The organism is Chryseobacterium bernardetii (genome assembly GCF_003815975.1).
GTDB lineage: Bacteria > Bacteroidota > Bacteroidia > Flavobacteriales > Weeksellaceae > Chryseobacterium > Chryseobacterium bernardetii.
In genome coordinates, this window is sequence record NZ_CP033932.1 from 1,074,980 (window position 1) to 1,095,471 (window position 20,492).

The window sequence follows — 20,492 nt, forward strand, 5'->3', positions numbered from 1 at the left end:
AAGAAGAACAGATTGCATACATCTGTTCTTTTTTTTATTTTGCATAAAACTAAATAATGAAAAACTCAATATATTTATTACTGGTATTAATTGTTGCTATTGTTTCCTGCAAGAAAGAGAATTCAAGTGAAAATAGTAATATTAACTTTAAAAAAGCTACAGGCCACAGAGATTCAAAATCCTCAGATTCAGCTTTTTATTATTTCAATTTAGCCAAAAACGATTATTTAACAATTCATGATTCAATAGGTGCAGCACGTTCTTTAGCTAATATGGCAATTATTCAAACAGAAAAAGGGGACTTCTTTGGAGGAATTGAGACATCGTTGGAATCCAATAAAGCCATTAAATCCAATAGTGATAGCCTCTCGAAAAAAATACTGGCAGCAAACTATAATAATATGGCAATAGCATCTAATTATTTAAAAAATTATGAGAATGCTTTTAATTACTATTTACAAGCCCTTAAGTATATAAATCCAAAAGATACAGCTAGTAAATATATTTATTACAATAATATCGGAGATGTTTTAATAACATTAGGACAATACAAAAGGGCGGAAAGCTATTTAAATAAAGCTATTAAAACAAAGGATAAAGATACCTATGCTAGAGTGCTGAATAATCTTGCAAAAGCCAAATATATTGGGAATAAAGATTATAATCCCCTGCCTGAATTATTTAAAGCATTAGAAATACGTAAAATAAATAATGATAAAAAAGGACAAAACTCAAGTTTTGAAACTTTATCAAGCTATTATCTAAATAAAGACCCAAATACATCATTACTATTTGCAAAAAAAATGCTGGCTATTGCAGAAGAAGATAATAGCCCTGATGATCAAATATTAGCCTTAGAAAGAATTATCACTTTAGAACCTAGAAATTATCTGGAAAACTTTAAAAAATTAAAATATATTAATGATAGTTTACAAACAGCCAGAAACCAAGCGAAAAATCAATTTGCTATCATTAGATTTGATGTTGAAAAGCTAAAGATGGAAAATACCAAGAAAGAAATTGATCTTTTACAGAGAAATATTGGTATTGCTACTTTATCATTATCATTAATCGGAGGTATATTTTGGTATAAAAGAAGAAAAAAGAGACTTCAACAGGAAAAAGAACTTGAAGTAAAAAACACTCAGCTCAAAATGTCTAAGAAGGTACACGATGTAGTGGCCAACGGTATTTATCAGGTGATGACCAAAATTGAGAATCAAGAAAACTTTGACAAAGATAAAGCGCTTGACGAACTTGAATTTGTCTATGAAAAATCCAGAGATATTTCCTATGAAAAAGAAGACACTAGCAATACCGCAGAATTTGCTGAAAAAATATTTACACTCATTGATTCCTTTAAAAGCGACCATGTAAAACCATTTCTTACCGGAAACAGCCAAAATATTTGGGACGGAGTGAATGAAACTAATCAGAATGAAATTTTTCAGGTCATTCGCGAACTATTGGTTAATATGAAAAAGCACAGCCAGGCCAGCTTCGTTGCCTTTAAGTTTGAAAAGAATCATAACCTCGTACATATTCAGTATAAAGACAATGGAATTGGGATCCCAGGTGAGATTATCAAAGGGAATGGACTGACAAATACGGTTTCCCGTATTGAAAAAATAAAGGGTACAATTATTTTTGACAACACAACTGAAACAGGATTGAAAATAAATATTTCTTTCCCCACATCTTAAAATGAAAAAAAAATGTTCAAAAAAATTTTAATAGCCGAAGACCACGAAAGCAGCAGTATTTCTGTGCAGAGAACACTGGAAGATCTTAATATTACCAATGCGGATTATGTATACTACTGTGATGATGCAGTCGCTAAAATTCAAAAATCAATCCGGGAAACCAACTTATATGACCTGTTGATCACTGATCTTTCCTTTGAAGAAGATCATCATGAACAAAAGATTAAAGATGGCAAAACACTTATTAAAGCAGCAAAAGAGCTACAGCCCTCTTTGAAAACCATTGTTTTTTCTGCTGAGCACAAATCCGGTATTATCAATTCCCTTTTTACAGAATATGGCATCAATGGCTTTGTTCGAAAAGCAAGAAATGATTCCAAAGATTTAAAAAAAGCAATTGCCTCAGTATATGAAGGTAATAATTATCTGTCTCTTGATCTTAAACAGGAAATTAAAAAGCTAAACAGCTATGAGTTTTCAGAATACGATATTACCCTCGTTTCCCTTCTTTCACAGGGAGTCCTTCAAAAAAACATTCCTGTATATCTTCAAAATAATAATATTAAGCCCAACAGTCTGAGCAGTGTAGAAAAAAAACTTAACAGCCTGAAAGAAGAGCTCGGGATTACCAATAATGAACAGCTTGTTGCTTTTTGTAAAGACCTGGGGATTATTTAGACTAAAGCAATTCAAATTCCATTAGCCTTTCAAAATTTGAAAGGTTTTTTTGTTTTTACGGTTTCCCGTAAGGATTGAATTTTAAAGGGTTATATTTTTGACCCATAAACAAAAACAATCATGGAATACAAAGTAGTACCATTTGTTGCCACTGCCAATCAACAAAATATGGGTTCAAAAAATATTGCAGAACAATTAGACAACTTAATAAAAGTGCATACTAGTGATGGTTGGGAATATTTAAGGTTAGAAAGTGTGTCCACATATATACAACCTGTTGAGGGATGTTTTGGGCTTGGCCATAAACCAGGATATATGACATCTTATCAAATGGTAGTTTTTACAAAAAAAGAAAATGAAAAATCTATTAATTCTTCTTATTAAAATCTATTGGCTGGTAATTCCGCCTGAAAAAAGAAGAAAATGCATTTTCAGAACAAGTTGTTCCAAACACGTGTACGAAACAATAACAAATGAGGGATTCATTTCCGGGCTAAATGCTCTCATATATAGGTTTAAAAACTGTAGATCTGGTGCATATATTATAGAGAATTCCTCAGGAGAAACTCAAATCATTTTACCTAATCAACAAATACTTAATGAAATGGAAATTTCAGAAAGGTTCACTAAAAATAAATACAATTATGGGAAAATTTGTGATCACTAGAAGAGTAAATAAAGAATATCAATTCAACTTAAAAGCTAAAAATGGAGAAATTATTCTAACCAGTGAAGGTTATGTTCAAAAAGCATCTTGTCATAAAGGTATAGAATCTGTCAAACTTAATTCTCTGGAAGATTCAAGATATGAAAGGAAAGTTTCAGTAAATGATAAAGACTACTTTGTATTGAAAGCCCGAAATGGAGAGATCATTGGCAAAAGTCAGTTATACAGTTCTAAAACAATAATGGAAAATGGAATAGCTTCAGTAAAAAGCAATGCTCCTGATGCAGAAATAGTAGATGAAACCCTTTAAAAATAATATCATGGATCTAAAAATTAAACTTGAGCAATTACAACAAAAAGTACTAGCCTTAAAAGATCAAATTGCTACCGAAGAGGCTACTAAAAATGCTTTTGTAATGCCTTTTATACAAATTTTAGGGTATGATATATTCAACCCTACTGAAGTTGTTCCCGAACATGTCTGTGATATAGGAACCAAGAAAGGAGAAAAGGTAGATTATGTGATTAAAAACAATGACGAGCCAATTTTCATCATTGAGTGTAAACACTGGAAAGAAAATGCTGATGCCCATAATTCGCAGCTTCACAGATATTATCATGTTTCCAAAACACGTTTTGGCGTTCTTACCAATGGTATTATCTATAACTTTTATACTGATCTTGAAAAACCTAATATTATGGATGAAAAACCCTTTTTCACTATTAATATTGAAGATTTGAAAGACAGTTCTATTAAAATCCTCGAAAGTTTTACTAAAAAAGATTACAACCTTGAAAACATTCTGGACTCTGCAGAAGCCTTAAAATATATCAAAGCGATAAGAAAAGAGTTTGAAAAAGAAATAGAAACTCCATCTGATGAGCTTGTTAAACTTTTGGTGAACAGATTTTTTGATAAACCTATTACAGCCAGTAGATTGGTTTCTTTTAAAGAGTATACAAAAAAAGCATTAACAACCTCCATCAATGAATCTATAAGTTTTAGGCTAAAATCTGCATTAAGCATTAATGAACAAATTGAAAAACAAGATGATGATGTAAAAGCTTCTCAATCAATTGATGACAATAACGACTCTAAAATTGTTACTACGGAAGAAGAGCTTGAAGGCTTTCAAATTGTAAAAGCAATTATGAGAGAGAAAATTCCGTCAACACGTATAGCATACAGAGATACACTATCTTATTTTGGGATTTTGCTTGATGATAATAACAGAAAACCGCTTTGCAGGCTCCATTTCAATACAGCAAATAAATATATTGAAACTTTTCATAATGGAAAGGACTCCGGTGAAAAAATACTTCTCAATAATCTTGACGAAATATATAACTTCAGAGAAGAACTTCATAAAACTTTAGAAAATTATTAAATGTTCATGCAAAGTATTAAATAGAAAACTATTCACTAACCATGAAAACTGTCATATAACAAAAAAACAAATACTATGAAAAAACTACTTTTTACAGGGCTTTTAGGACTGGGTCTTTTATTACCCGCAAATATTTCTGCATCTGCCAACAGTACTGTTTCGGCTAAAGAACTTTTTAAAAAACCAGGAAAAGGGAAAACTAAGACCAGCAGAAAAAGCAAATCAAAAAGATCAAGCTATTCTTCTCCGTCGTATTATTCAAGCTCAGGAAGCAAGGGGTGCACCTACAACGGAAATCAGCTGTATGTTGGCTCAAGAGGCGGCTGCTATTATTACTCAGGGAATAGTAAACAATATGTAGACAGGTCTTATTGCGCAGGATGCAACTAATCTCTAAGAAAAAAACTAAAAACACTCAATATATTATCCACTATTAAGGCGAAGACAATCTTCGCTTTTTTAATTATTTTAGGAAACGAAAAAGCATCCCAGTTCTGAGATGCTTTTTTGTTATTTTCTAATCATTTCCGTATGCGGAATATCATCCTCCAGATATTTCTTCCCGGTATCTTCAAAACCAAAATCACCATAAAACTTCAACAGATAATCCTGTGCTGAAATCCTGATTTCAGAAGTACCAAAACGATTTTCTATAGTTTCAACAGCATATTTAATCAATAATTTCCCTAAGCTCTTTCCTCTTGCCAATTCCGTGGTAAGAACCCTTCCTATTGAGGCTTCATCATATTTTATTCCCTTATCAAAAATACGGCAGTATGCCAATACTTCTCCGTCTTCCTCTCCCCAGATATGGACTGCTTTCTGGTCATAATTATCCAGATCGGGGTACGGACAGTTCTGCTCAATAACAAAAACATCAATACGAGCCTTTAGAACAGCATATAATTCCGGAACTGTAAACTCATCAAAGGTTTTGATCTTCCATACAATATTACTCATCGAAGCTTACATTATTTTGAATTAAAAAATCATTCGTTTTTTCAATAAAATCTAAAATTAAATCTCCTCCTTCTTTCTTCTCGGCCGAAGTAATATATAATTCAGGAAGATCTTCCCAGGTCTTGTGTAACTCCAGCTTATAATCTTCAACATTTTTGATAACAGCATTAGGCTTTAGCTTGTCTGCTTTTGTAAATACAATTGAAAACGGAACACCACTTTCTCCACACCATTGCATAAAATCAAGGTCTATAGCCTGAGGTTTATGCCTTACATCTACCAGTACAAACAAATTCACAAGATTTCTTCTGTTCAGGATATAATTGGTGATCAGTTTCTCAAAGTCCTTTCTCTGGACTTTTGAAACCTTTGCATATCCATATCCCGGTAAATCAGTTAAATACCAGCTCTCATTTACCATAAAATGATTGATCAGCTGAGTTTTTCCCGGAGTCTGTGACGTTTTCGCCAGGTCCTTATGATTCATCATCGCATTGATTAATGACGATTTCCCTACATTGGATCTTCCGATAAAAGCATACTCAGGAATATTGGGATCAGGGCATTCCTGCCATTTTCCACTACTTTTTACAAACGTTGCTGTCTTAATAATCATTTTTGAATATATTTTAGAAAAATAAACCACTAAGAAAAGCTCTTAATGGTTATTTGTTATGTATTTAAACTTTATCTTTTATCCAGTTATAAAGAATTTCATTGAATTCATCCGGTTTTTCCATCATGGCGGCATGACCGCAATGATCTATCCAGAATAAATCTGAGTTGGGAATAAACTTATGCATATCCTCAGCTACTTCCGGAGGTGTTACATTATCCTGTTTACCCCAGATCAGGCATGTGGGTGTCTGGATCTTCGGAAGATCGTTCAGCATATTGTGTTTAATGGCACTTCTTGCCAGCATCACCGTCTTTATTCCTTTCATTCTGTCATTCACCACTGCGAAAACTTCATCTACCAGATCTTCAGTAGCAACTTTCGGATCGTAAAAAACCTCTTCTGTTTTCTTTCTGATATAAGATCTGTCATTCTTTCTTGGAAAACTGTCCCCGAAAGTTCTTTCATACAAACCCGAGCTCCCTGTCAGAACCAAATTCTTTACCAGATCAGGTCTTGCCAAAGTTAAAATAAGCCCTATATGTCCTCCCATTGAGTTTCCTACAATGGTAACAGGTCCCGAAATATGACTTTCTATAAACTTGATGATATATTTTGCTAAAGTGGTGAGATTTGTATTGAGTACCGGCAAATCATAGATGGGCAACTGAGGAACATATACTTTGAATCCTCTGTCCGAAAAAAAATCTACCATTTTATCGAAATTACTCAAACCACCCATTAACCCGTGCAACAGCACTAATGGATGTCCTTCCCCAGCCTCTACATAGGAATATTTCTTTTCTTTTTTTGTACTAAATATCATATAATGCCTTAATAAAGCCCTGCAAAAATACAAATTAAACCTCAAAAATATTTTGATTATCCTAATTTAAGATAAAAATAATACAATATTCCCCTTTTTAACTTTTTTTTTCAAAACCGCTTTATTATGGCCTAAATAACAGTTTCAACAACCCGCTACATATCAATTAATTACATTCTTAGAACTCAATCTTTGATAAAACTTATTAACATTGAGTCAAAAAGTGGGAAAAAGTGGGAAATTTTGGAAATTATTATATAAATTTGTCCCAAATGAAAAATTTCATTGGGACATATGAGTGTAAAATTGACGACAAAGGCCGCTTAAAAGTTCCTTCATCTTTAATCAAACAGATGGAAAACTTCGACGATAAGGCGTTTGTAGTCAAAAGATCTGTGTTCCAACCCTGTCTGGAAGTCTATCCAATGAATGCATGGGATAAGCTGATGGGCAAAATTAATAAACTGAACAGATTCATAAAAAAGAATGCTGATTTCATACGAATGTTTACGGCAGGAGTAAAAACAGTAGAACTGGATAATGCGGGGAGATTACAGATTTCTAAAGACCTGATAACTTTTTCAAATCTTCAGAAAGATGTAGTAATCACCAGCGCAGGAGAACTTTTCGAAATTTGGGATAAAGAAGCCTATGAAGAGGTAATTTCTACCAACGAAACTGATTTTGCCAGCCTTGCCGAAGATGTAATGGGCTCTTTTGACGAAGAATAACTGTAAAGGCTATTAAAATTTATTGAATAAAAAACACAATTAAGCATGTATCATAACCCCGTTTTGTTGAAGCAGAGTGTAGATGATTTGGTGACGAATCCTGACGGAATCTATGTGGACTGCACCTTTGGAGGTGGCGGCCACTCAAGGGAGATTTTGAGCAGACTTTCTGACAAAGGAAAACTGTTCAGCTTCGATCAGGATCTGGATGCGCTTAAAAATACAATTGATGATCCCAGATTTACATTGGTGAATCAGAATTTCAGATTTCTGGAAAATTCTTTACTGATGTATGGGATTTCACAGATTGATGGTGTTTTGGCAGATTTAGGTGTTTCATCCCACCAGTTTGATGAAGCAGACCGAGGCTTTTCTACCAGAAGCAACGCCCCTCTCGATATGAGGATGAACGTGATGCAGAACCTGGATGCTAAAAGAGTGATTAATGAATATGGAGAAGAAGAGCTTGCAGACATCTTTTATCACTACGGAGAATTAAGAGAAGCAAGAAAACTGGCAAGAGAAATTGTTCATCACAGGAAAACAAAAAGCATAGAAACCACTGAGGACTTGAAAAAGCTGTTCAGCTACATTCCGCCTCATAAGGTGAATAAATTCTACGCGCAGCTTTTCCAGGCAGTAAGAATAGAAGTAAACCAGGAATTGGAGGTATTAAAAGAAATGCTGGTTCAGGCTTACAACGTTTTAAAACCGGGAGGAAGATTAGTAGTTATTTCTTACCACTCTCTGGAAGACCGTTTGGTAAAAAGATTCCTGAAAAACGGAATGTTTGAAGGAGAACCGGAAAGAGATATCTACGGAAATTATAAAAAGGCATTCGAGTTAGTGAAAAGTAAAGCAATCATCCCGGATGACAAGGAGATTGAAGAAAACTCAAGAGCGAGAAGTGCAAAAATGAGAACAGGAATAAAGGTATAAAATGATAAAATATAAGGGATAAGCAATATCAATTATCTTTTATCATAGATCAATTATAAACAAAGCTTTGGCAAAAAGAACAACAAATCGCCCCCAGAAAAGACTCACTTTTATAGACATTATAAAAGGAAACTTTCTGAATCGTGATGAGATCAAAATACATTACAAGTATTTTCTCCTGTTATTTGTTCTGATGATGGCGATGATCTACAGTAACCATCTCGTCAATAAAAAAATTAAAATTGTAAACGCCTTAAAGGAAGAAACAGAAGAATACAAATCTAGAAACGCTTACGCCCAGAGTAAGCTGATCAAGGTAAAAATGGAATCAGAGCTGGGGAAAGAGGTTGCGCGGGACTCTTTGATGACCCTCGAAAACCACCCTCATAAATTGCTAATAAAACTGGACAGTACAGATGCAAAAGCAAAATGAATACGACAATAAACGTAAAAAAACGTTACGATGGGGCTACCTCTTTGCAGTGGTAGCTTTGTGCGTGTTTGTAATGTTCTTGGCAAGGATCGTAATCCTTCAGAATACCAATGTTCAGGAAATTAAAGACGATTACATTAATAAAAATTACCGTGAAGCTACCCTAAAGGCCGCCCGTGGTAATTTATTTGCTTCCGATGGATCTATTTTGGCTACAACCGTAATGCGCTATGACATCTATCTGGATTTCAAAACGATGAAAGATACGATATACAGCAACAATATCGGAGCATTAACGGATTCTCTGAGCAAAATGTTCGGAAAATCCAGAGGAGAGTTCAGACAGAAATTCGACGAGCAGAAGAAAAAGAAAAACCAATATTACACTCTGGTAAAAGGACTTGATTTTGACCAGTATGACAGAATCAGAAAGTTCCCGATCTTCAAGAGAGGTAAAAATAAAGGTGGATTCATTGTAGACAGAAACTACAAAAGAGAGCTGGCTACTTCAGAAATAGGAGCCGGAACCATCGGAATTGATAACGGAGAGCTTAAATCCGGACTGGAGGGAGCTTTCTCAAAATATTTAACAGGTACTGACGGAAAAAGGTTAGAACAGAGAATTAACTCTTCTCAATGGAAACCAATCGATTTCTGGAAAGTTCAGGAACCTATTGACGGAGAAGATGTATATACAACCTTAGACCTTAGAATTCAGGACATTGCACACTCCGCGTTAGAGAAACAGCTAACCCACTACGAAGCCAAACACGGAACCGTAATTGTAATGGAAGTGGAAACCGGAAAAGTACGTGCTTTGGTTAACTTAAGAAGAACTGAATCAGGAGAATACGAGGATTCCTACAACTATGCGTTAAAAGACAATATTGAACCGGGATCCACCTTTAAAACCATTTCCCTTTTAGCGGCAATGGATGATGGATTCATTGATGAAAATACAACCGTAAACGTTGGAAACGGAGTTTGGACCTATGCAAAACAGAGAATTTCAGACGGCCACGGTGGAGGAACTTATGATATTAGTGATGTTTTAGCCAAATCCAGTAACGTAGGAACAGCAAAACTTATCACAAAATTTTATGCTGAAAAGCCGCAGATATTCCTTGACCATTTAAAACGTTGGAAATTATTCGATAAAATGGATATTGAGCTTCCCGGGATTACAAAACCGAAGATCGTAACCCCTGAAAATAAAAGATGGAACGCAGCAACACTTGCCTCTATCTCTTATGGATACTCTTCCAATATTAACCTGCTGCAGCTGGCAACCTTCTATAATGGCGTAGCTAATGGTGGGAAAATGCTTAAACCATTATTCATTGATAAGATCATGAAAGACGGAAAAGTAATGTACAGTGCAAAACCTGAAGTAATGGTAAACAAAATGGCCTCCGAAAAGGCCATCAAAATGATGACCAGCGCATTAACCAAAGCCGTAGAAAAAGGAACAGGACGAAGCATCTTCACACCTAACCTTAAAATGGCAGGAAAAACAGGAACCGCAAGATTTGAATACTGGCTTCCTGGCCCAATGAAATACCGAGCGTCATTTGCAGGTTTTTATCCGGCTGATGCTCCAAAATATACATGCTACGTGATGGTGAGCGAGCCCAATACATCAATTGGATTTTATGGAGGTCCCGTAGCAGCACCGGTGTTTAAGGAAATTGCAGGAAAAACATTCCTGAAAACCCCACAAAACATCGAAAAAGAAATGCTTGTAGACAAAAAGGTAAACCTTAGCAAAATGGTTGAACCCAATGTAAAAATAGCAGTCACTGATAAGCAAATGCCCAATGTAGTAGGATTGATCGGTAAAAACGTCATCCCACAATTGGAAAACTTAGGATACCGTGTCGATTTTAAGGGTGTTGGACGAATCAAAGAACAATTCCCGCTGGAAGGCACTACTATCAGTAAGAACCAGAGAATATATTTATCTCTGCAGAATTAAAGAAAACAAAGTCCCGAAGGGACGATTTAAGCTAAAATAGGATAAAGTCCTATTGATATAAAATGACAATAACAGAATTAGTAAACAGAATCCCAGTAATAGAGATCCACGGAGACAACAACCGTGAGGTATCAGAATTGGTGTTTGACAGCAGAAAGGTTACAGAAAACTCTCTTTACATTGCAATGAGAGGAACAGTAGCGGATGGACACTCATTCATTGTATCTTCTATTGAGAAAGGAGCTACAACAGTTGTTTGTGAAGAATTTCCTGAAACACTGGCAGAAAATGTAACTTATATCAAAGTAAAAGACTCTGCAAAAGCTTTAGGCCACCTTGCGTCAAACTTCTATGGAAACCCTTCTCAGAAAATTAAACTGATAGGTGTTACCGGTACCAATGGAAAAACCTCTGTTTCAACCCTCCTTTTTGATGTTTTCAAGAATTTAGGATATGATTCTGCATTATTATCAACTGTTGAGATAAGAATTGGGGAAGAAATTATCCCAGCCACCCATACCACTCCGGATGTAATTACCATCAACAAAATTTTGGCTGAAGCAGTTGAGAAAGGGTGTGAATTTGCATTCATGGAGGTAAGCTCCCACGGAATTGCCCAAAACAGAATAGAAGGGTTACACTTCAAAGTTGCAGGATTTACCAATCTTACCCACGATCATTTGGATTACCATAAAACATTCGAAGAATACTTAAAAACGAAAAAAAGATTCTTTGATGAACTGGAAGATACAGCTATTGCCATCACCAATGTGGATGACAAAAACGGCAATGTCATGCTTCAGAATACAAAGGCTAAAAAGAAGTCTTATGCTCTGAAAACCATGGCAGATTACCACGGGAAACTGTTAGAAGTTGATTTCAACGGAATGCTGCTGAACTTCAACGGAAAGGAGTTCTGGACTACATTGACAGGAAAATTCAATGTATACAATCTATTATTGGTTTTCGGAATTGCTGCTGAACTTGGATTTGAGCAGGATGAAATTCTTCAGGCCATCAGCAAATTAAAAAGAGTTTCCGGAAGATTTGAAACCATGAAATCCGATGGTGGAATTTTCTTTATTGTAGACTATGCACACACTCCGGATGCCTTAGAAAACGTTCTGGACAGCATCAACGATATCAGAACCAAAAACGAAAGATTAATCACAGTTTTCGGATGCGGAGGAGACAGAGATCACTCAAAAAGACCTGAAATGGGAAATATTGCTACTAAGAAATCAACTCTGGCAATCATCACTTCAGACAATCCGAGAACAGAAGATCCGGGACAGATCATCAAAGAAATTGAAGCAGGTGTTGAACCTCAGAACTTCAGCAAATACACCTCAATTCCCGATAGAAAAGAAGCCATAAAAATGGCGATAAAATTTGCCGAACCTAAAGATATCATTCTCGTAGCCGGAAAAGGTCACGAAAATTATCAGGAGATTAATGGTGTAAAACATCATTTTGATGACAAAGAAGTAATTAATGAGCTTTGGAAATTAATGTCTAAATAGATTGAAAGATTAAACTCATTTAACGATTTAAAAATTTGATGATGACGAAGAATTTTGAAAATTTCCCGGTATATCAAAAAGTTTAGATCTTGTTCAAAAAGTTTATGAGTTTCTTCAAAATCCAAGCTTTGAAAAAGAATTTGAATTTAATAACCAGATAAAAAGAGCGAGCTTTTCAATTAGCAACAATATTGCAGAAGGCTCAGAATATAATAACAACAGACAATTTATTAGATATTTAAAAATTGCAAAAGGCAGCTGTAGTGAAGTAAGAAGTATGCTAATTGTAAGTAGAAGATTAAAATTAGGAGATCAAAATAAAGCAGAAGAAATGATTACACTTTCGAGAGAGATTTCTTCAAACATATCAAACTTTATTAAGTATTTAAGTGAAAATATTGAGAGACCCAATCTTTAAATCTTTAAATAAATTAAATTTTTAAATAATAAAAAAATAGAAACATGCTATACTATCTATACGAATATCTAACCGATCATGGAATTCACGTTCCCGGATTAGGAATGTTGAAATACATCTCCTTCCGTGCCGGAATGGCAGTTTTGTTCTCATTAATTATTGCTCTTGTCTATGGGAAAAGAGTAATCAACTATCTGAGAACGAAACAAATGGGTGAATTAGTCCGTGATCTTGGATTAGATGGCCAGAAACAAAAAGAAGGAACTCCTACCATGGGAGGGCTTATCATTATTTTGGCCACCATTATCCCTGTATTGCTGTTTACAAGAATTACGAATGTATATATTGTCTTACTGCTGGTTTCAATGTTCTGGATGGGAGCCATCGGATTCCTGGATGATTATCTGAAGAAGATCAAAAAAAATAAGGACGGGCTAAGCGGTAAATTCAAAATTGTAGGACAGGTTGGCTTAGGATTAATTGTCGGAATCACCATGTATTTCCATCCCGACATTACTGTGAAAAGAAAATATGCTGATGCAAAAGTGGTGAACAGAAACAACGTAGAGCAAAACTTCATGCCTACAGAGAAAATCACAGTGTCTACAGTACCATTTGCAAAGAACAATGAGTTTGATTACAGCGGAATCCTGTTTTGGATGAGTGAAAAAGATGCCCACGAATGGGCATGGATTGTCTTTATCCCTATCGTGATCTTCATTGTAACAGCCGTTTCCAATGGAGCCAATATCACGGACGGAATAGACGGTCTCGCAGCAGGAACCAGTGCCATAATATTGCTTACCCTTGCTCTTTTCGCCTATCTTTCAGGGAATATCATCTTTGCAGATTATCTGAATATTATGTTCCTTCCGAATATGGGAGAAACTACCATTTTTGCTGTTGCAATGGTAGGAGCCGTAATCGGTTTCTTCTGGTACAACACCTATCCTGCCCAGGTTTTCATGGGCGATACAGGAAGTCTGATGCTGGGTGGAGTAATTGCTGTTTTAGCCATTATTTTAAGAAAAGAATTGCTGATTCCTGTTTTATGCGGAATCTTCCTGATTGAAAACCTATCTGTTATGCTTCAGGTTATTGTTTTCAAATACAGAAAGAAAAAATATGGGTTAGAATATGCCCAAAACAATAGACTGTTCAAAATGTCACCATTACACCACCATTATCAGAAAGACGGATTTCACGAAAGTAAAATCGTAAACAGAATGATTATCATCGGCGTAATACTGGCAATTGTATGTCTGATCACCTTAAAAATGAGATAAATTTTGTAAAAAGTAAAAAGTATTAATGTAAAAAGACACCAGATACATTGTACGTTTTACATTTTACATTTTACAAAAAAATAAATATGAAAATAGTTGTTTTAGGAGGAGGAGAAAGCGGATGTGGAGCTGCTTATTTGGCCAAAAAGAAAGGTCTGGAAGTATTTCTTTCAGACAAAGGAGCCATTAAAGATAACTATAAGCAGTTTCTTACTGAAAATGGAATTGAATTTGAAGAAGGAAACCACAATGAAGAAAGGATTTTAAATGCCGATTGGATCGTAAAAAGCCCGGGAATCCCGAAAAAGGCAGAGATCATCTACAAAATTCATGAAAAAGGAATCAGGCTTTCCTCCGAAATTGAATTTGCTTCTGAATTTACAGATGCCAAGATCATTGCCATTACAGGAAGCAACGGAAAAACAACCACCACTTCCCTGATCTACTATATCCTGAAAAATGACGGATTAAATGTAGGACTGGGAGGAAATATAGGATATAGTTTTGCAAAACAGGTTGCAGATGAAAATCATGAATATTATGTACTGGAAGTAAGCTCTTTCCAGTTAGATGATATCCAGAACTTCAGACCTTATATTTCTTTATTGTTGAACCTTTCTCAGGATCACCTGGATCAGTACAACTATAACTATGAAGAATATGCATTGGCTAAATTCAGAATCACAGAAAATCAGGAAAATGATAATTTCTTCATCTACAATAAAGATGATGAAATGAGTAAAAACCTGCTTGAAAAACTGGAAATAAAAGCGAAGATGATTCCTTTCTCCACAAAGGAACAGCTTTCTGAAGGAGGTTTTGTAAGCAACGGTAATATTGTGGTAAAAATGAAGGATGAATTCTCAATGAAAGTTGAAGAATTATCCCTACTTGGGAATCACAATGTAGCCAATAGTTTGGCAGCATCTATTGCCGGTAAAATATTGGAGATCAATAATGAAAGCATAAGACATTCATTAATGACATTCCAGGCCGTAGAACACAGATTGGAATTCGTAACTGAAACAGATGGAGTAAAATACATCAATGACAGTAAGGCAACCAATGTGAATGCCACCTACTATGCTTTGGAAAGTATGAAAACCCCAACCGTATGGATCGTTGGCGGATTAGATAAAGGAAATGACTATACCGAAATTGAGGATTTAGTCAAAAGAAAAGTAAAGGCAATTGTTTGTCTTGGTATTGACAATAAAAAGATCATAGATTTCTTCAAAGATAAAAAGGAGTTTATTTATGACACTTCAAGCATGGAAGAAGCCGTGAAAATTTCAAAATCACTGGCTAAAAAAGGAGACACTGTTCTGCTTTCCCCATGCTGCGCAAGCTTTGATTTATTCAAAAGCTATGAAGACAGAGGACGTCAGTTTAAAGAGCAGGTATTAAAATCAGTATAAAGAGTATATATGTACTACTGTATCATTGAGATCAATCTCATGAAATACATTTTACATCAATACATGATACAATAATTATGGACGAGCAGAATACAGAAACCAGATTTGAATTTCTAAAGGGCGATAAAGTACTTTGGATGGTCATTCTTGTGATCTCCATTTTTTCTATTTTCCCCGTTTACTCTGCAAGTTCAAACCTGGAATATATTGTTAATAACGGAACCACAACCGGCCACGTTATCAAACACATGTTCTTCGTACTCCTTGGTTTGGCAATTATGAGGCTTGTAGGAACAATAAAATATGAATACATCGGAAAACTAAGCAGTATCCTGCTTGGGCTGATGATCGTTTTATTGATTGTAACCATGTTTACAGGACAAACCATTGACGGAGCCAGTGCTTCCCGATGGCTGAAAATTCCCGGAACCCCCATCTCGTTCCAGCCATCATCATTCGCCTTCCTGATGTTGATTATCTATTTATGCAGATATTTAACCAAGAAGATTACAAGGGAAAGACTGCCAATAGAGAATATCATGTATATTTTTGGGCCCATTTTGCTTGTTTTTGTACTGGTGGCAAAAGATAATGGTTCTACCGCATTAATGATCCTGATGGTGTCAGTAATAGTTCTGATTATCGGACAGCTTCACTGGAAATATATTGCAGGCTTTATTTCTGCCTCATTTGTAGCCATCGTATTCTTTCTGTTGATTGCATTGAATACCAATATGATTGGCGGAAACCGTGTTCACACATGGATGAGCCGTATTGAAACATTTACATCAAGTAAAGCTAAAACAGCAGACACCGACGATGAAAGCGTAAAAGCCAAGAACTATCAGGTAATGCAGGCCAAAGCAGCTATTGTACATGGTGGAATTACAGGAATGGGACCTGGAAAAAGTGCCTTGAAACAAATGCTTCCGCAATCTGCTTCAGACTTTATTTTTGCGGTAATCGTAGAAGAATACGGAGTTATTGGAGCCGCATTTTTAATCAGTCTCTATCTGATTATGATGATAAGGATTGTAATGATCGCCAGTAAAATGCCGGCCTTCTTCGGATCATTGCTCGTGCTCAGTCTCGGGGTGATGATTTTTATACAGTTATCGGTAAATATTGCCGTTGCCGTTAACCTGATCCCGGTAACAGGACAGCCGCTTCCATTGATAAGTTACGGAGGAACCTCAATGCTAGTGACTTATTTACAGTTAGGAATCATCTTAAATATAAGCTCCAGAATTCAGATTTATGATGAAGAAGGAATGGGCAAAAAACAAAGCATAGCGGAAATAAACGATATAGCATAAACCAAGTCCCAAAGGGACGATTTAACAAAACATCGGACACAGTCCTATTATATTAGACAATGAGCAAAAAACTAAAAGTACTACTATCAGGCGGAGGAACAGGGGGACACATCTTCCCGGCAATCGCCATCGCAGACGAAATCAAAAAAAGATTTCCTGATGCAGAATTTTTGTTCATTGGAGCCAACGGAAAAATGGAAATGGAAAAAGTTCCACAAGCCGGTTATAAAATTGAAGGAATTGATATCGCAGGAATTGACAGAGGTAATTTATTATCCAACCTGGGACTTCCTTTCAAGATTATAAAAAGTTTGAGCAGATCGAAAGCGATCATTAAAGAATTCAAACCTGATGTTGCTATCGGAACAGGAGGCTTTGCAAGCGGCCCTGCTTTATATGAAGCAACCAAATTGGGCGTACCGGTTTTTATTCAGGAACAGAACTCTCATGCAGGAGTAACCAATAAGATATTAAGTAAAGCAGCCAAAGCTATATTTACTGCCTATCCAAAAGTAGCAGGATTCCCCGTAGAAAAGATAAAATTTCTTGGAAACCCTATTCGGTCCACGATTATTTCGGGAATGCGGGAAACAGCTCAGGCAAAGCAAAAAATGGGATTAAACAAAGACAAACTTACCATTTTATCGGTAGGCGGATCTTTAGGCTCCAGAACATTAAACAATGCATGGAAATCTCATCTAAAACAAATTGCAGACAAAGACTATCAGCTGATCTGGCAGACAGGTAAGCTTGATTATAAGGATATTATTGAAGAAACGAAAAATAGTGATACCAGAAATATTCAGATCCGTGAATTTATCAAAGACATGGAGCTGGCTTATTCCGCAGCAGATATCATCGTTTCAAGAGCCGGAGCCATTGCCATTTCAGAGCTGGCAGTAGCCCAGAAACCAGTATTGTTGGTCCCTTTCCCTTTTGCAGCAGAAGACCATCAAACCAAAAACGCCATGAATCTGGTTGAAAAAAATGCAGCCAGAATGGTAAAAGACTCTGAAATGCAGGAAAAATTCTGGAATACATTATCAGAAATCTGCGAAAATGAAAATGTGAGAAAAGAAATGTCCTACAATCTGAAATACTTTGCAAAGCCAGATGCCGCAAAAGAGATTGTAGATGAGATATTTAAAGTGATTAATAGATAAAGAAATAATGAAGAATTTAGAAACATATCAAAACTTTTACTTCGTTGGAATCGGAGGTATAGGAATGAGTGCCCTGGCACGCTACTTCCATGCGTCCGGAAAAAAAGTATTGGGCTACGATAAAACCAACACCAAACTTACCCAGAATCTGATGAAAGAAGGAATCGATATTGTTTTTGAAGACCTCATTGACGAAAGAATTACCGCTCTCCAAAAAGAAGATACATTGGTAATCTACACTCCAGCTATCAAAACACTGGGTATTTTAGATTACTTCAACCAGAGTCAGTTTGAAGTTTTGAAACGTGCTAAAGTTTTAGGATTAATCACAGAAAATACAGACTGTATTGCAGTAGCGGGAACTCATGGTAAAACAACCACGTCTACTTTGATCTCTCATTTGTGCAAAGAAGCAGATTTACCTTTCTCATGCTTTTTAGGAGGGATCTCAGAGAACTTTAAATCAAACTTCCTGTATAACGGGTCTAGATATTCCGTGGTAGAAGCAGATGAATATGACAGAAGCTTCCTGAACCTTTCACCAGATTGGGCAGTAGTTACTTCAACTGATGCGGACCACCTGGATATTTATGGAGACAAAAGCCATATTGAAGAAGGTTTCAGACAGTTTGCAGCCTTAGTTCCTGAAGACCAACAGCTATTTGTAAGAAAAGGTGTTGAAATAGGAAGAGGACACCAAACCTATGCAGTGAATGAAAAAGCCGACTATTACTCAGATAATCTGAGAATGGACCACGATAAGATCTATTTTGATTTCCATACTCCAACAGAAACCATCAAGGATTTTGTTTGGGAGATCCCGGGAATCCATAATGTGGAAAATGCTACCGTAGCATTGGCAATTCTACACAATTTAGGCGCAGATTTTGATACGCTGAAAAAAGCAATTACCAATTTTAAAGGAATTAAGAGAAGATATACCAAACATATTTACGAAAACGGTAAAATTTATATTGACGATTACGCTCACCATCCAACAGAAATTAATGCGGTAATGGACTCTATCAAAACATTTTATCCCGATAAAAAATTACTGGTAGTTTTCCAGCCTCACCTGTTTAGCAGAACAAGAGATTTTGCAGACGGATTTGCAGAAAGCCTGAGCAATGCAGATGAATTGATCCTGTTGGATATTTATCCGGCAAGAGAACTTCAGGAGAACTTTGAAGGAATTACTTCAGGCTGGTTACTGGAAAAAGTAACATTAGATAAAAAAGAAGTATCCACGTTATCCGATGCTTTTGAAAAAATAAAAGAAAAAGACTTTGATATCCTTCTCACCGTGGGAGCCGGAAATATAGATACCCTATACGACCCTATCTGTGAATGGATGAATAAATTGTAAAAAGTAATAATGTATTTACGTATTCATGAATACATTTTACATAAATACATGAATACAAAAAATGTATGAAAAATAAATACAGAATATTAAAAATTGTTATCACGGTAATCATCCTTGGGTTGTTACTGAGTTTCTCCTTGAAGAGATTCAGCGGCCAGAAGATTACAGATAATAAGATTTCTGTAAAAATGAATGAGAAAACTCCTGTTTACTTTGTAGATGAAAAAGACATCAGAGAGATTGTAAAAAAGGAGAATCCATCAGGAAAAGTAGGCGATCTGAACATTCCGGCGTTGGAAAAAAAGATCAATTCTCTTCCGGCTGTTGACAGTGCCAATGTCTATCTGAACCTAAATGGAAAACTCAACCTGGACATTAAACAGAGAGTCCCGGTTTTCAGGCTTAATAAAGAAGGGAAAGACTTTTATGTGGATGAAAAAGGAGTTGAATTCCCTATTTCAAGAACCTATTCACATCCATGTATGTTGGTTACAGGAAATGTACAGCCTGATGAATATGAAAAGCTGGCAGAGCTTGTTGGAAAAATTGATAAAGACGACTTCAGTAAGAAATTCTTCATTGGTATTTCAAAAAGCAAAGACAGCTACAATCTTCTGACCAGCGAAGGAAACTACAGAGTAGAGATCGGGGACCTGGAGAATATTGATTTTAAAGTAAAAGGATTTAAAACCTTTGTGGAAAAATACCTGGTGTATCAGGATCCCCAAAAATACAGCATGGTTTCTGTAAAATACCAAAATCAGATTGTAACCACTCTAAATCCACACTTTAAGGAAAACGACAGTATCCTGAAGGCTGGTAAATTAGAAATGGCAAAAGCACCAGCACTTACGGCTGCTGCTAAAAAGGCGGATGCCAAACCAAAGATTGCAGAAGTAAAAAAAACAAGCTCAACCCCGGCAAAACCGAAAGAGAGTACCAAACCTAAAACACAGGCAAAAGAAACAAAGAAAACAGAGAAAAAAACAACGGCCCCGGTACAGTCCAAACCAAAGCCGAAATCAAAGGTGAAAATAGAATAAAAAGAGAGTCCTGAAAGGACAATTTAACACAAAGCAGACTTGG

Annotated in this window: 22 protein-coding genes; 19 read left to right on the top strand and 3 right to left on the bottom strand. The window is 35.8% G+C overall.

From position 1 onward, the window contains the following. The first annotated feature begins 56 nt into the window (after nucleotides 1–56). The 7 genes from EG339_RS04990 (at nucleotide 57) to EG339_RS05020 (ending at nucleotide 4,826) form a co-directional block, all read left to right on the top strand. Nucleotides 57–1,703: a tetratricopeptide repeat-containing sensor histidine kinase gene (locus tag EG339_RS04990; protein WP_123869139.1), complete on the top strand. Its 1,647-nt coding sequence runs from the start codon at nucleotides 57–59 to the stop codon at nucleotides 1,701–1,703. A 12-nt stretch (nucleotides 1,704–1,715) separates the two neighbouring features. Beyond that, nucleotides 1,716–2,381 (top strand): response regulator, encoded by a 666-nt coding sequence (locus EG339_RS04995; protein ID WP_123869140.1) that lies wholly within the window; start codon nucleotides 1,716–1,718, stop codon nucleotides 2,379–2,381. A 120-nt stretch (nucleotides 2,382–2,501) separates the two neighbouring features. Next, entirely contained in the window at nucleotides 2,502–2,765 is a 264-nt protein-coding gene (locus EG339_RS05000; RefSeq protein ID WP_123869141.1) for a hypothetical protein, read from the top strand. Beyond that, a complete protein-coding gene (gene yidD / locus EG339_RS05005; protein WP_123869142.1) occupies nucleotides 2,737–3,048 on the top strand; it encodes a membrane protein insertion efficiency factor YidD in 312 nt (103 codons plus the stop codon). Before EG339_RS05000 ends, yidD begins: the two co-directional genes overlap by 29 nt. Beyond that, nucleotides 3,026–3,358 (top strand): YegP family protein, encoded by a 333-nt coding sequence (locus EG339_RS05010; RefSeq protein WP_123869143.1) that lies wholly within the window; start codon nucleotides 3,026–3,028, stop codon nucleotides 3,356–3,358. The genes yidD and EG339_RS05010 overlap by 23 nt, the downstream gene beginning before the upstream one ends. A gap of 10 nt (nucleotides 3,359–3,368) precedes the next feature. After that, complete coding sequence (locus EG339_RS05015) at nucleotides 3,369–4,436, top strand: type I restriction endonuclease (RefSeq protein ID WP_123869144.1); 1,068 nt, start codon at nucleotides 3,369–3,371, stop codon at nucleotides 4,434–4,436. 75 nt (nucleotides 4,437–4,511) lie between these two features. After that, entirely contained in the window at nucleotides 4,512–4,826 is a 315-nt protein-coding gene (locus EG339_RS05020; RefSeq protein ID WP_123869145.1) for a hypothetical protein, read from the top strand. A 120-nt stretch (nucleotides 4,827–4,946) separates the two neighbouring features. On the opposite strand, the gene EG339_RS05025 is transcribed toward EG339_RS05020, so the two are convergent. From EG339_RS05025 to EG339_RS05035, 3 genes are all read right to left on the bottom strand, one after another. Further along, the gene (locus tag EG339_RS05025; RefSeq protein ID WP_123869146.1) at nucleotides 4,947–5,396 is read right to left on the bottom strand and encodes a GNAT family N-acetyltransferase; all 450 of its coding nucleotides are present in this window, start codon (nucleotides 5,394–5,396) and stop codon (nucleotides 4,947–4,949) included. Continuing rightward, nucleotides 5,389–6,012 (bottom strand): ribosome biogenesis GTP-binding protein YihA/YsxC, encoded by a 624-nt coding sequence (gene yihA, locus EG339_RS05030; RefSeq protein WP_123869147.1) that lies wholly within the window; start codon nucleotides 6,010–6,012, stop codon nucleotides 5,389–5,391. Before yihA ends, EG339_RS05025 begins: the two co-directional genes overlap by 8 nt. 64 nt (nucleotides 6,013–6,076) lie before the next feature. Continuing rightward, nucleotides 6,077–6,838: an alpha/beta fold hydrolase gene (locus EG339_RS05035; protein WP_123869148.1), complete on the bottom strand. Its 762-nt coding sequence runs from the start codon at nucleotides 6,836–6,838 to the stop codon at nucleotides 6,077–6,079. Nucleotides 6,839–7,110: 272 nt separating this feature from the next. Here EG339_RS05035 and mraZ point away from each other — a divergent pair, with 272 nt between their 5' ends. From mraZ to EG339_RS05095, 12 genes are all read left to right on the top strand, one after another. Beyond that, nucleotides 7,111–7,569: a division/cell wall cluster transcriptional repressor MraZ gene (gene mraZ, locus EG339_RS05040; protein ID WP_123869149.1), complete on the top strand. Its 459-nt coding sequence runs from the start codon at nucleotides 7,111–7,113 to the stop codon at nucleotides 7,567–7,569. Nucleotides 7,570–7,614: 45 nt separating this feature from the next. Beyond that, the gene (rsmH, locus tag EG339_RS05045) at nucleotides 7,615–8,508 is read left to right on the top strand and encodes a 16S rRNA (cytosine(1402)-N(4))-methyltransferase RsmH (protein ID WP_123869150.1); all 894 of its coding nucleotides are present in this window, start codon (nucleotides 7,615–7,617) and stop codon (nucleotides 8,506–8,508) included. 67 nt (nucleotides 8,509–8,575) lie between these two features. Then, the gene (locus EG339_RS05050) at nucleotides 8,576–8,941 is read left to right on the top strand and encodes an FtsL-like putative cell division protein (protein ID WP_053327577.1); all 366 of its coding nucleotides are present in this window, start codon (nucleotides 8,576–8,578) and stop codon (nucleotides 8,939–8,941) included. Further along, a complete protein-coding gene (locus EG339_RS05055) occupies nucleotides 8,925–10,916 on the top strand; it encodes a penicillin-binding transpeptidase domain-containing protein (RefSeq protein WP_123869151.1) in 1,992 nt (663 codons plus the stop codon). Before EG339_RS05050 ends, EG339_RS05055 begins: the two co-directional genes overlap by 17 nt. A 62-nt stretch (nucleotides 10,917–10,978) precedes the next feature. After that, nucleotides 10,979–12,439 carry a UDP-N-acetylmuramoyl-L-alanyl-D-glutamate--2,6-diaminopimelate ligase gene (locus EG339_RS05060; protein ID WP_123869152.1) on the top strand — a complete coding sequence of 487 codons (1,461 nt, stop codon included), beginning with the start codon at nucleotides 10,979–10,981 and terminating at the stop codon, nucleotides 12,437–12,439. 70 nt (nucleotides 12,440–12,509) lie between these two features. After that, nucleotides 12,510–12,857: a four helix bundle protein gene (locus EG339_RS05065; protein ID WP_228459752.1), complete on the top strand. Its 348-nt coding sequence runs from the start codon at nucleotides 12,510–12,512 to the stop codon at nucleotides 12,855–12,857. Between the two features lie 44 nt (nucleotides 12,858–12,901). After that, nucleotides 12,902–14,143, top strand: coding sequence for a phospho-N-acetylmuramoyl-pentapeptide-transferase (gene mraY, locus EG339_RS05070; RefSeq protein WP_123869153.1), 1,242 nt, complete (start codon nucleotides 12,902–12,904; stop codon nucleotides 14,141–14,143). Between the two features lie 86 nt (nucleotides 14,144–14,229). Continuing rightward, entirely contained in the window at nucleotides 14,230–15,561 is a 1,332-nt protein-coding gene (gene murD, locus EG339_RS05075; RefSeq protein WP_123869154.1) for a UDP-N-acetylmuramoyl-L-alanine--D-glutamate ligase, read from the top strand. 77 nt (nucleotides 15,562–15,638) lie between these two features. Beyond that, a complete protein-coding gene (locus EG339_RS05080; RefSeq protein WP_123869155.1) occupies nucleotides 15,639–16,877 on the top strand; it encodes an FtsW/RodA/SpoVE family cell cycle protein in 1,239 nt (412 codons plus the stop codon). Nucleotides 16,878–16,936: 59 nt separating this feature from the next. Beyond that, on the top strand, nucleotides 16,937–18,040 hold the full coding sequence (murG, locus tag EG339_RS05085; RefSeq protein WP_123869156.1) for an undecaprenyldiphospho-muramoylpentapeptide beta-N-acetylglucosaminyltransferase: 1,104 nt from the start codon (nucleotides 16,937–16,939) through the stop codon (nucleotides 18,038–18,040). Between the two features lie 7 nt (nucleotides 18,041–18,047). Then, nucleotides 18,048–19,406, top strand: coding sequence for a UDP-N-acetylmuramate--L-alanine ligase (gene murC / locus EG339_RS05090; protein ID WP_123869157.1), 1,359 nt, complete (start codon nucleotides 18,048–18,050; stop codon nucleotides 19,404–19,406). 65 nt (nucleotides 19,407–19,471) lie between these two features. Continuing rightward, a complete protein-coding gene (locus tag EG339_RS05095) occupies nucleotides 19,472–20,449 on the top strand; it encodes a cell division protein FtsQ/DivIB (protein ID WP_123869158.1) in 978 nt (325 codons plus the stop codon). Nucleotides 20,450–20,492: the final 43 nt, after the last annotated feature.